Origin of the sequence: Streptomyces sp. E2N166 (genome assembly GCF_003671715.1) — a bacterium.
GTDB lineage: Bacteria > Actinomycetota > Actinomycetes > Streptomycetales > Streptomycetaceae > Streptomyces > Streptomyces thinghirensis.
In genome coordinates this window covers 825,259-836,821 of sequence record NZ_RAIF01000006.1, presented here as the reverse complement: position 1 = coordinate 836,821, position 11,563 = coordinate 825,259, and the positions used below count along the sequence as shown (strand labels likewise).

At 71.4% G+C, this 11,563-nt stretch carries 10 protein-coding genes and 1 pseudogene; 9 read left to right on the top strand and 2 right to left on the bottom strand.

Annotated elements, in window-relative coordinates:
- The 5 genes and pseudogenes from EBH09_RS04305 to EBH09_RS04275 all read left to right on the top strand — a co-directional run.
- The coding region (locus EBH09_RS04305) for a glycoside hydrolase family 2 TIM barrel-domain containing protein (RefSeq protein ID WP_121746234.1) at window positions 1-1,960 on the top strand (1,960 nt) is incomplete at its 5' end.
- Window positions 1,961-2,020: 60 nt separating this feature from the next.
- Window positions 2,021-2,309: pseudogene (locus tag EBH09_RS04300) on the top strand (glycoside hydrolase family 92 protein); the annotation flags it as partial.
- 362 nt (window positions 2,310-2,671) lie between these two features.
- Entirely contained in the window at window positions 2,672-3,487 is an 816-nt protein-coding gene (locus EBH09_RS38555; RefSeq protein ID WP_238697178.1) for a wax ester/triacylglycerol synthase family O-acyltransferase, read from the top strand.
- A 331-nt stretch (window positions 3,488-3,818) separates the two neighbouring features.
- Window positions 3,819-3,995, top strand: coding sequence for a hypothetical protein (locus EBH09_RS04280; RefSeq protein ID WP_121745644.1), 177 nt, complete (start codon window positions 3,819-3,821; stop codon window positions 3,993-3,995).
- A gap of 44 nt (window positions 3,996-4,039) precedes the next feature.
- Window positions 4,040-4,522 (top strand): GNAT family N-acetyltransferase, encoded by a 483-nt coding sequence (locus EBH09_RS04275; protein ID WP_121745643.1) that lies wholly within the window; start codon window positions 4,040-4,042, stop codon window positions 4,520-4,522.
- Between the two features lie 8 nt (window positions 4,523-4,530).
- Here EBH09_RS04275 and EBH09_RS04270 read toward each other — a convergent pair whose 3' ends face one another.
- Window positions 4,531-5,886 carry an amidase family protein gene (locus tag EBH09_RS04270; protein WP_121745642.1) on the bottom strand — a complete coding sequence of 452 codons (1,356 nt, stop codon included), beginning with the start codon at window positions 5,884-5,886 and terminating at the stop codon, window positions 4,531-4,533.
- A 196-nt stretch (window positions 5,887-6,082) separates the two neighbouring features.
- Window positions 6,083-7,147, bottom strand: a complete 1,065-nt coding sequence (locus EBH09_RS04265; RefSeq protein WP_121745641.1) for a LacI family DNA-binding transcriptional regulator — start codon at window positions 7,145-7,147, stop codon at window positions 6,083-6,085.
- A gap of 230 nt (window positions 7,148-7,377) precedes the next feature.
- Here EBH09_RS04265 and EBH09_RS04260 point away from each other — a divergent pair, with 230 nt between their 5' ends.
- The 4 genes from EBH09_RS04260 to EBH09_RS04245 all read left to right on the top strand — a co-directional run.
- Window positions 7,378-8,667, top strand: a complete 1,290-nt coding sequence (locus EBH09_RS04260; protein WP_121745640.1) for a sugar ABC transporter substrate-binding protein — start codon at window positions 7,378-7,380, stop codon at window positions 8,665-8,667.
- Window positions 8,668-8,672: 5 nt separating this feature from the next.
- Window positions 8,673-9,578 (top strand): sugar ABC transporter permease, encoded by a 906-nt coding sequence (locus tag EBH09_RS04255; protein ID WP_193776100.1) that lies wholly within the window; start codon window positions 8,673-8,675, stop codon window positions 9,576-9,578.
- Window positions 9,579-9,583: 5 nt separating this feature from the next.
- Entirely contained in the window at window positions 9,584-10,489 is a 906-nt protein-coding gene (locus tag EBH09_RS04250) for a carbohydrate ABC transporter permease (protein WP_121746233.1), read from the top strand.
- A gap of 31 nt (window positions 10,490-10,520) precedes the next feature.
- Window positions 10,521-11,563, top strand: a 1,043-nt coding sequence (locus EBH09_RS04245) for a cellulase family glycosylhydrolase (RefSeq protein WP_238697217.1), incomplete at its 3' end; no start/stop codon positions are given.

The window sequence follows — 11,563 nt, the reverse complement described above, 5'->3', positions numbered from 1 at the left end:
CGGCCTCACCGACCACCTCGAAGCGGTGATCGGCGGCGCCAAGTGGCCCCTGGGCGAGGCCGAGGTCGACCCCGCCGACCCCACCGCCCTCCTCGTCGCCCTCGACCAGCCCGTCGTCGGCAACAAGAACGGCGACGCGCCCGGCACCGCCGACGTCCGCTACGACGGGGACGGCGGCCTCTCCGACGCCGAGGGCAACGTTGTCAACGCCTTCTGGAGCAGTGGCGGCAACAAGTCCACCTACGAGCTGCGCACCGACTGGGCCGAAGAGGTCGGCCCGGGCAACGCCCACCCGGAGTACCCGCGCCCGCAGTTGACGCGGGACGCCTGGCGCAACCTCAACGGCCGCTGGCAGTTCGCCGCCGCCGAGGCGGGCGAGCAGCCGCCGGTCGGCAAGAACCTCAAGGAGCGGATCCTCGTCCCGTACCCGGTGGAGTCCCAGCTCTCCGGCATCCAGCGGCACGAGGACCGCATGTGGTACCGCCGGACCTTCACCGTGCCCCGCGACTGGCACATCGGTTCGGGGCAGCGGCTGAAGCTCAACTTCGGCGCCGTCGACTGGCAGTCCGAGGTGTACGTCAACGGCACCAAGGTCGCCGACCACAAGGGCGGGTACGACAAGTTCAGCGCCGACGTCACCGACGCGCTGAAGCCGGGCCGCACCCAGGAGCTGATCGTCGGCGTCCACGACCCGACCGACGCGCGGGGCGGCGAGAACCCGCCGGTCGGCAAGCAGAGCCTGGACCCGAGCGGCATCTGGTACACGCCCAGCTCCGGCATCTGGCAGACGGTCTGGATGGAGCCGGTCGCCCGGGACCACGTCGACTCCCTGAAGCTGACCCCGGACGTCGACGCGGGCACCCTGACCGTCGAGCCGAAGGGCGTGCGCGACGGCGTACGGGTCAAGGCGACGGCGTACGCCGGACACCGCAGGGTCGCCACGGCGAGCGGACGCACCGGCGAGCCGCTGACCCTGACGATCCACGACCCGCGCCTGTGGTCGCCCGACGACCCCTTCCTCTACGACCTGAAGGTCACCGTCGGCCGCGACCGCGTCGACAGCTACTTCGGGATGCGCTCGATCGCCGTCGAGAAGGTGAACGGCGTTCCGCGCACGGTCCTCAACGGTGAACCGGTGTTCATGATGGCCACCCTCGACCAGGGGTTCTGGCCGGACGGCCTGCACACCGCGCCCACCGACGAGGCCCTCGCGCACGACCTGAGACTGCACAAGCAGCTCGGGTTCAACTCCGTGCGCAAACACATCAAGGTCGAGCCGGACCGCTGGTTCTACTGGGCCGACAAGCTCGGCCTGATGGTGTGGCAGGACATGCCCTCCATGACTCCGGGGGTGAATCCGAACGCCGCATCCCGGGCCGAGTTCGAGCGCGAGATGAAGGAGATGATCGACGAACACGTCAGCCACCCGTCGATCATCATGTGGGTCACCTTCAACGAGGGCTGGGGCCAGTACGACATCAAGCGCGTCGCCGAGCAGGCCAAGGCCTGGGACCCGACCCGCCTCGTCAACAACCAGTCGGGCCTGAACCTCGGGGCCGACGGCGGCGCCGGCGACATCATGGACGAGCACGGCTACCCGAGCCCCGCCCTGCCGCCCTCCCCGGACGGCGAACGCGCCCTGGTCACCGGCGAGTACGGCGGCCTCGGTCTCGCGGTGCCCGGACACGCCTGGTCGGTGCAGCAGTCGTACGTCGACGTCGACCCGCAGACGTACACCGACGACTACCTCACCAAGCTCGACGAGGTGCGCGCCCTGGTCTGCCGGGGCAGCAACGGCGCGGTCTACACCCAGATCTCGGACGTCGAGGGCGAGCTGAACGGCCTGACGACCTACGACCGCAAGGTCCTCAAGCCGGACGTCGAGCGGGTGAAGGCCGCCCACGAGGCCCTGATCCACGACGCGTCCCGGCCCACCCCCGCGGGATGCCCGACCGCCTGACACCGGGCGAACGGCACGGCGCACCACGGAGAACCGCAGACCTTCCGGAGGTCACCGCACATGAGGGGCACCCGGCGTCTGCGCCTAGTGCGTGGCCGGGGTGGTGGCAGCGTCCGCGCTGTTCACCGCCCCGGCGGCGCAGGCCGCACAGCCGGCCGACCAGCACCTCGCCGACCTGGTGAACCCGTTCATCGGGACGGAGAACGAGGGCAACACCTACCCCGGCGCGGCCGTGCCCTTCGGCACGGTGCAGTTCTCGCCGGACACCGGGCACGACACGGGCCACGACCACTCCGACACCCACATCCGGGGGTTCTCCCCGGCCCATCTCTCCGGCGTCGGCTGCGGACGGCATCCCGTCCGCCGACTCGCCGGCCGTCGGCCGGGAGGCCAACCGCGAGCACCTCGCCGACGGCTTCGCGTACGACCGGACCTACCTGACGACCGGCGTCCCGCGCTCCATCCGGTCGCTCGGGTTCACGGTCGGCCCGCACCCGTCCGGGTGGGGAACGTCGTCGCAGGCGGCGCCACCTCCGCCGACCTGAGCACAGACGCCCCATGAGTCCCTGGAGTCCTGCCCCTGCCGCTGGGGGCGGGACTTTAATCTGTTGTTAACTGTGCGTAGCTTGATCGTACTTGACCGTAATCGGTGGAGGGCGATTGACTGCTTGTCCATCCGTCGTCCATGCGTCGTCCTTGCGAGGCAAGCCCTTGAGTCCCGATCCGCTCGCTCCCCTCGACCTCGCGTTCTGGAACATCGAGTCCGCCGAGCACCCCATGCACCTCGGCGCGCTCGGGGTCTTCACGGCCGACTCGCCCACCGCGGGCGCCCACGCGGCCGACCTGCTCGCCGCCCGCGCCCCCGCGGTGCCCGGACTGCGGATGCGGATCCGGGACACCTGGCAGCCGCCGCTCGCCCTGCGCCGGCCGTTCTCGTTCGGCGGCGCGACCCGTGAGCCCGACCCCGCCTTCGACCCGCTCGACCACGTCCGGCTGCACGCCCCGACGACGGACTTCCACGCCCGGGCGGGCCTCCTCATGGGACGCCCGCTGGAGCGTGGCCGGCCGCCGTGGGAGGCCCACGTGCTGCCGGGCGCGGACGGCGGCTCCTTCGCCGTGCTGTTCAAGTTCCACCACGCCCTCGCCGACGGCCTGCGGGCGCTGACCCTCGCCGCCGGGATCCTCGACCCGATGGACCTCCCCGCACCCCGGCGCCGGCGACCTGGAGCTCCTTGTCGGCGGGGCGGCGCCGGCGCAGCAGCGCGGCTGTCCGAAGCGCGTGCCCGTGCAGGTCCCCGTGCCCGCTGCCGTGCTCGGCGGCGGACCGTTCGCCCCGGCAGGCGTACAGCAGGTCCATCAGCTCCTCGACGCTGCGCAGTTCCATGCCTCGGTCCTCCCACGAGAGCGCAGTTGCCGACCGGCAGCAGACCATGGCGAGCTTGCGCCGCAGCCAACGGCGACTTAACTGCGCGACCCGTCGCCGCCGACAATCGAAGGTACGGGCGGCGATGTGGGCCGAATGGGTGAGTTGCACACGGTGCAGAGGCGTGCGAAACCGGGCAGACTGGGCCCAACTGTGCGCAGAACGAAGGGCAATGGTTCTCCCATGTTTTGAGCCCCATAGAGCGCACCCCCGCTCATTTGGTTAATCTGGAGCAGACGGACGGCAGCACAGGGCACTACCCACACCCAAGGTCCGTCATGGGACAAGCCGGTTCACAACGGCCTGCTCTCGCACGAGTGACCGGCGCCACCGCGTCCGAACTGCATTCGACTCACACCCGAGCGGGCGCCGGGCGCCGGACAGGAGACCGGCCCGACAGGCCCCGAGGGTGATCCGACACATAAGGAGTGCGCGGTGACACCGGAGACGACGACGAATCCAGAACAACGCCCGAAGGAACGCACCGAGCGTGCGGGCCGCCGGCCCGGAGAGATCGGCAGCCTCGACGTGTGGGCCCGGTCGGCCCCCATCCGTCTCGCGGGCTACGAGGACGACCTCGCCGAGCCCCACATCCTGCCCAGCGTGGACTGACCCGCCGAAGCCGCCGCGAGCATGGGCGTGCGAGACTCACGCCCATGCTGATCAGGGAAGCGACGGCCGACGACTGGCCGCAGATCTGGCCTTTCTGGCACCGCATCGTCGCCGCCGGCGAAACCTACGCCTGGGACCCGGACACGTCCGAGGAGGACGCCCGGGCCCTGTGGACGAACCCCGCCAAACGCGTCTACGTCACCGAGGACGACACGGGCGCCGTCGTCGCCTCCGCCTACGTCACCCCCAACTACGGCGGCCCCGCCGCCCGTATCGCCAACGCCGGCTTCATGGTCGACCCCGACCGGGCCGGCCGCGGCACCGGCCGGGCCCTCGCCGAACACATCCTGGCCGCCGCCAGGGCCGACGGATACCGCGGCATGGTCTTCAACGCCGTCGTCGAGACCAACCCGGCCGTGAGGCTGTGGACCTCCCTCGGCTTCACGATCCTGGGTACGGTGCCGGATGCCTTCGACCATCCACGGCACGGGCGGGTCGGCCTGCACGTCATGTACCGGGCGCTGTAGAACGCCGTTCAGTCCAGTGGTGCCGTCCGCCGCCAGGGGCGCAGCGCCTCGATCCGCTCCGCCAGCTCCAGCAGGGCCGCCTCCGACCCCGGGCGCCCCACCAGCTGTACGGCGCAGGGGGCGCCCGACGGCAGGGTGCCGACCGGCACCGTCATCGCGGGCCAGCCGGTCAGGTTCCACGGCGGTGTGAAGGGCGAGTACGCCGAGTTGGCCAGGGTGTTGCGCAGCCAGCCCCGCTCGTGCCAGGGCCCGGCCTCGGGGGAGCGGCGGGCCAGCGCGGGGGTGAGCAGGACGTCGTGCTCGGCGAAGAACGGCTCCAGGCGTCCGCGCAGCCGGTCCTGGCCCTCGCCGGTGGCGACCGTGTGTACGAAGGGCCGCCCGAGGGCCGCGTGCACCCGCGTCCGCCTGGCCAGCAGCCGCCGGTCCAGTTCCCGCGCGTCCACGGACACTCCGGCCGTCCAGTGGGTCAGGGCGGTCAGGCCCAGCGACGCCGGATAGGGCGGGTCCGCCCGCCGCACCTGGTGCCCCGCCTTCATCAACACCCCGGCCGCCTCGCGGACGGCGTCCGCGTAAGGGCGGGAGACGGTGACGCCGGCCAGGGGGCTGCGCAGGGAGACGGCGACGCGGAGGGTGCCGGGCTCCGCGCGGCGCGGCGGCTCGCCGTCCGCGAGGTCGTCCGCCAGCACCGCCAGCATCAGTCGCGCGTCCTCGACCGTCGTGGCCAGCGGCCCGTTCTCCGACATGCCGAACCAGTCGCCGTCACCGATCCCGGCCGGGACCACGCCGTGCCCCGGCTTGATGGTGACCAGACCGCAGTTGGCCGCCGGTATGCGCAGCGAACCCATGCCGTCGTTGCCGAGCGCGATCGGCACCATCCCGGCGGCGACCGCGGCGGCGCTCCCGCCCGAGGAGCCGCCCGCCGAGCGAGCCGGGTGCCACGGGTTGCGGGCGGTGCCGTGCACGCCCTCGCTGGTGCCGAACACGCACAACTCGGGCACGGTCGTCAGCCCCACCACCACCGCGCCGGCCGCCCGCAGCCGGGCCACGGTGACGTGGTCGTCCGCGGCGGGCGTGTCGGACGTCGCGGCGGAGCCGTTGCGCGTGGACTCGCCGCGCACCGCGAGATTGTCCTTGACCGCCACCGGCACACCGGCCAGCGGCAGTTCGCCCAGATCGCCTCGGGCGCCGACCTCCTCGGCCTCGGCGAGCGCCGCCTCGGCGCGCACCGCGCGGAAGGCGCCGACGCGGCCGTCGAGCCGCTCGATCCGGACCAGGTGCGCCGCCACCACCTCGCGGGGCGTGGCCCGCTTCTCCCGTGCGGCGGCGGCGATCTCTGCGGCGGTGCGGCCGGCCCAGTCGGTCACGGAGGGCTCCTAGGGTGGCGTCGGGACGTGATTACCGGCGAGTACGCAGGGAGCACTCTGCCCGTCCGGCGCCCCCGCGTCGAGAGCCGGGACCCCCCGACCGCCCCGTTCGGGCCGATCGTCTCCTCTCTCCCCGATCGAGCCGCCCCTCGTTCAGGCCGATCGTCTCCCTTCTCCCCGTTCGAGTCGCCCCTCTTCAGGCCGGTCGTCCCGTTCCGGGCGACCGCGCCGGCCCCGTGCTGTCCCGTTCGATCAGCCGCGGCACCGGCACCCGCACCGTCCGCGCGGGGCCGCCGTCCAGCAGGGCGGTCAGTTCCGTCGCCGCCGTGCGGCCGAACTCCACGCTGTCCCGGGAGAGCGCGGACAGCCACGGCTTGACCATGCGGCACAGCGCCGAGTCCTCCCAGGCCACCACGGACACGTCCGCCGGTACCGAGAAACCGAGTTCGGCCGCGGCGGCGACCCCGGCGACGGCCATCACGTCGTTGTCGTAGATCAGGGCGGTCGGCGGAGCGGGGGCCTCCAGGACCCGGCGGGTGACGGCGGCGCCCTCCGCGTCGGAGTAGTCGGTGGGCACCGACCGCACCTCGGTCAGGCCCCGGCGTTCCGCCTCGGCGCGCAGGGCGCTGATACGGCGCTCGGTGTGCGCGAGGCCCGGCAGCCCGGCGATGTGCGCGATCCGCCGGTGGCCGAGCGCGTGCAGCCCGTCCACCAGCGCGGCCATCGCGCCCGCGTCGTCCGCCCACACCGACGAAAGCCCCGGATGGCTTTGGTCGGGCGCCCCGCCGATCACCACGGCGGGCAGGCCGAGTTCGTCGAGCAGGTCCGGACGCGGGTCGTCGGTGCGAGGGTCGACCACCAGGACGCCGTCCACACGATGCTCGGCCCACCAGCGCCGGTAGACCGCGCACTCGTCGTCGACGTCCTGCGCCACCTGGAACAGCAGACCGAGGTGACGCCGTGCCAGCACCTCCTGGATGCCGGAGACCAGTTGCAGGAAGAAGGAGTCCACACCGAGGGTGTGCGCGGGCCGCGCCAGTACGAGGCCGACCGTCGCCGCGCCCTCGCCGGACAGCGCGCGGGCCGCCGTACTGGGCCGCCAGCCGAGCTGCTCGGCCACCCGGCGCACCCGGTCCCGGGTGATCTCGGAGACCCCCGGCCGGTCGTTCAGCGCGAAGGAGACCGCGCTCTCGGAGACCCCGGCCCGCCGCGCGATGTCCTTCATCGTCGGCCGGCGCGCGGCAGGCCGCTTGGCCGGCATGCACGCCCCTTTCCCCAGTGCGTGAGTTGAAGCCCGAGCTAAAGCGCTTGAGCAGAAAGATCCTAAAGCGCATTAGTAAGCGGTGGCAAGTCACTTCTCATACGCGCTGTGACCTGGACTAATGCTGCTCGTTTCGCTTTAGTTCCTCTGAATCCATTGACTTTCCGGGAACTCGCCGTGCATGGTCGCTGGCATCCAGCCGTCGACGTCCTCCAGGGAGACGTGTCACCGTGCCCACATCGCGCAGAAGCCTCGCTGTCGCAGCCGTAGCCGCCCTCGTCCTGCCGCTCAGCGCCTGCGGGTCGGGAGGGGGCGGCGGCTCGTCCGACGCCTCCGGCAAGGTCGAGGGCGACATCACCTTCCAGACCTGGAACCTGCGGGCCAACTTCAAGCCCTACTTCGAGGACCTGATCGCGGACTTCGAGGAGAAGTACCCCGGCACCCACGTCAAGTGGATCGACCAGCCCGCCGAGGGCTACGCCGACAAGATCAGCGCCGACGCCGCCGGCGGCACCCTGGCCGATGTCGTCAACGTCTCCCCGGACCTCGCCGCCCCGCTCGCCCAGGCCGGGCTCGCCCTCGATCTGGACAAGGCCGCGGGGCAGTACAAGAAGGAGTACCTGGAGGCCGCCTGGGCCAGCCAGCAGGTACCGGGCCTGGACGGGACCTACGCGTTCCCCTGGTACCTCAACACCGGCCCGCTCTTCTACAACAAGTCCCTGTTCGAGAAGGCCGGTCTCGACGCCGGCGAGCCGCCGGCGACCTACGACGAGCTCTTCGACACCGCGCTGCAGCTCGCCCGGAAGACCGACGGCGAGGTGGCCACGCTCGCCAACGTGCCCACCATCGAGGATTTCGGCCGCTACGGCGTCCCGCTCATGAACGACGAGGGCACGGCCTTCGCGTTCGACGACGCCAAGGGCGTCGAACTCCTCACCCGCTACAAGGAGCTGTACGACGCCGGAGGCCTGGACTCGCAGGCGCTCACGGCCACGCCCGAGTCGTCCGGGAAGAAGTTCCTGACCGGCGCGGTCGCCATGAACCCCGGCAGCGCCCTCGATCTCGCCAACTTCAAGAAGCAGGCCCCCGGTCTGTACGAGAACATCGGCATCACCGACCAGATCACCAGCACCGGTCACGTCAACATGTACGTGATGGGCCTGCTGGTGAACTCCCGGAGCGAGCGCAAGCCCGCCGCGGTCGCATTCGCCCGCTTCGTCACCGACGCCGCCCACCAGATGTCGTTCGCGAAGCAGGTCGCCGTCTTCCCGAGCAGTGCCGGTTCGCTGGACGACGCGTACTTCACCGAGGAGGACGGGACCGACGAGACCCGGGTCCGGGTGGCCGCCGCCAAGTCGCTGAAGACCGCGGTCAACTACACGCCGGTGCTCTTCAGCGAACAGATGAAGACCGAGCTGCGCAACGAGGTCGCCAAGGCGCTCCAGGGCAAGCAGAGCCCGGAGGAAGCTCTTGACAACGCTGTCAAGGCCTGTGACCGGCTCCTGAAGCAGCAGGGCTGAGCGCCGTGGCGAGTTCCACCGTGTCCTCCGGCACGCGCCGGGTGCGCCGCCAACTGCCGACCAGTCCCTGGCTGTTCGCCGCCCCCGGGCTGCTGGTCGCCGGCGCCTTCATCCTGTACCCGTTCGTCTCGACGCTGGTCAACTCCTTCACCGACCGCCGCACCCTGGTGCCCGGTGAGTTCGTGGGCCTCGCCAACTTCCGTGAACTGCTGCACGACGACATGTTCTGGATCGGCCTGCGCAACAGCACCCTGTACGTCCTCGGGGTCGTACCGGCACTCGTCCTGCTGCCGCTGCTGCTCGCGATGCTGGTGCAGAAGACCATTCCCGGCATCACCTTCTTCCGGTCCGCCTTCTACACCCCCGTCGTCGCCTCGATCGTCGTCGTCGGGCTGATCTGGGTGTGGCTGCTGGACGAGCGCGGCCTGGTCAACGCGGTGCTGGAGACCATCGGCGTCGGCCGGATCGGCTTCCTCAGCGACCAGTGGCTGATCCTGCTCAGCGCCATGGCCGTCACGGTCTGGAAGGGCCTCGGCTACTACATGATCATCTACTTGGCGGCGCTCGCCAACGTCCCCCGCGAACTGCACGAGGCCGCCGCCGTCGACGGTGCGGGCGCGCTGCGCCGCTTCTTCACCGTCACCGTGCCCGCCGTGCGCTCCACCATGGTCCTGGTCGCGGCCCTCGCCTCGGTCGCCGCGTTCAAGGTCTTCTCCGAGGTGTACCTGATGGCCGGCCCGGACGGGGGCCCGGCGGGTGAGGACACCACCCTCGTCATGCTCGTCCAGCGCACCGGAACCGGCCTGACCGGACGCGTCGGCTACGCCTCGGCCATCTCCGTCGTCGTCTTCGTCGTCACCCTCGTCCTGATGCTGCTCGTACTGCGCGCCGACCGGAAGGAGGAGTCGTGAGCGTCATGGACAAGGTCCGGGCCACCCCCGAGCAGCCGGCACCGGCCCCGGCCCGAAAGCCCCGGATCACCGACGAGCACGGACGGCGGGTGCGCGTCTGGGAACTCGCCCTGCGCTACCTGCTGCTGCTCGGCGTACTCGCCCTGACCATCGGCCCGTTCGTGTGGCAGCTGTCGACCTCGCTGAAGGGCCCGACGGAGGACATCTTCAGCTCCCCGCCCAGGTTCCTGCCCTCCGATCCCACCCTGCACAACTACGAGCGGGTCGCCGAGACCATCCCCGTCTGGGACTACGCGCTCAACTCGCTGAAGGTCGCCGTCGCCAACGTCGTGACCAACTGCGTCGGCGCCGCGCTGGCGGGCTACGCGCTGGCCCGGCTGCGCTACCGCGGCCGCCGCGTCGCCACCCTGGTCTTCATCCTGACCATGCTCGTCCCGGTGGAGGGCATCATCATCGCCCAGTTCACCACCATGCGGGAGCTGGGCCTCAACAACACCCTCATCGGCGTCCTGCTGCCCGGCTGCGTCAGCGCCCTCAACGTCCTGCTGATGCGCAACGCCTTCCTCAACCTCCCCTACGAGATCGAGGAGGCGGCCTACGTCGACGGCGCCAACGTCTGGCAGCGGTTCCTGCGCATCGCCCTGCCCGCCGTGAAGGGCACCCTGGCGGTCGTCGCGATCTTCGCCTTCATGGGCGCCTGGGACGACTTCCTGTGGCCGCTGATCGTGCTGAGCGACCCGTCCAACTTCACGCTCACCATCGGCCTCAACTACCTGCACGGCACCTTCGCCAACGACGAACGCCTCGTCGCCGCGGGCACGATCATCGCCGTGGCGCCGCTCATCATCCTCTTCGCCTGCCTCCAGCGGTACTTCTTCCGCGGGGTCGGCGAGGGCGCCGTCAAGGGCTGATCCACCGACTTCCCCCTCACAAGGACACCGCATGCCTTCTGCCGTGCGCTTCGGCGTCAACTACACGCCCAGCGAAGGGTGGTTCCACTCCTGGCTCGACTTCGACCCGGACTCCGTACGAGCCGATCTCGACTCCATAGCCGCCCTGGGCGTGGACCACATCCGGGTCTTCCCGCTGTGGCCCTACTTCCAGCCCAACCGCACCCTGATCCGCGACCGCGCGGTCGGGCACCTGGTGGAGCTGGTCGACGCGGCCGGCGAGCGAGGCCTCGACGTCAACGTGGACGGCCTCCAGGGCCACCTGAGCAGCTTCGACTACCTGCCCGCCTGGACCCGCACCTGGCACCGCCGCAACCTGTTCACCGACCCGGAGGTCGTCGACGGCCAGGCCGCCTACCTGCGCACCCTCGCCGCCGCCCTAGCCGGCCGGCCGAACTTCCTCGGCATGACCCTCGGCAACGAGGTCAACCAGTTCTCCGCCGGACCCCACCCCGACCCGGACCGGGCGACCGCCGACCAGATCGACGCCTGGCTGGAGCGGATGCTCGCCGCCTGCGAGGAGGGCGCCCCGGGACGGATGCACCTGCACGCCGAGTACGACGCCACCTGGTACCAGGACGACCAGCCCTTCACCCCCGCCCAGGCCGCCCGCCGTGGCGCCGTGACGGCCGTGCACTCCTGGGTCTTCAACGGCACCGCCCAGCGCCACGGCCGCACCTCCGTGCCCAGCGAGCACCACGCCGCCTACCTGATCGAGCTGAGCAAGGCCTGGGCCGACGAACCGCACCGCCCCGTGTGGCTCCAGGAGGTCGGCGCCCCCGCACCCCTCGTCCCCGCCGAGCACGCCGCCGCCTTCACCGAGGCCACCATCGCGAACGCCCTGGACTGCCCCGACCTGTGGGGCGTCACCTGGTGGTGCTCCCACGACGTGTCCCGGGCGCTGGCCGACTTCCCCGAGCTGGAGTACGGGCTCGGTCTGCTGACCAACGACCGCCGCCCCAAGGACACGGCCCGGGCGCTGGCCCGCGCGGCCCGCTCGGAGCGCGAGGGAAGCCACCCCGCCCCCGCCCCGCG

Bases quoted from the DNA above. Each gene is read 5' to 3' on its own strand.
- EBH09_RS04275 (WP_121745643.1), top strand. From the start codon at position 4,040: ATGCTGATCAGGGAAGCGACGGCCGACGACTGGCCGCAGATCTGGCCT.
- EBH09_RS04265 (WP_121745641.1), bottom strand. From the start codon at position 7,147: ATGCCGGCCAAGCGGCCTGCCGCGCGCCGGCCGACGATGAAGGACATC.
- EBH09_RS04250 (WP_121746233.1), top strand. From the start codon at position 9,584: ATGGACAAGGTCCGGGCCACCCCCGAGCAGCCGGCACCGGCCCCGGCC.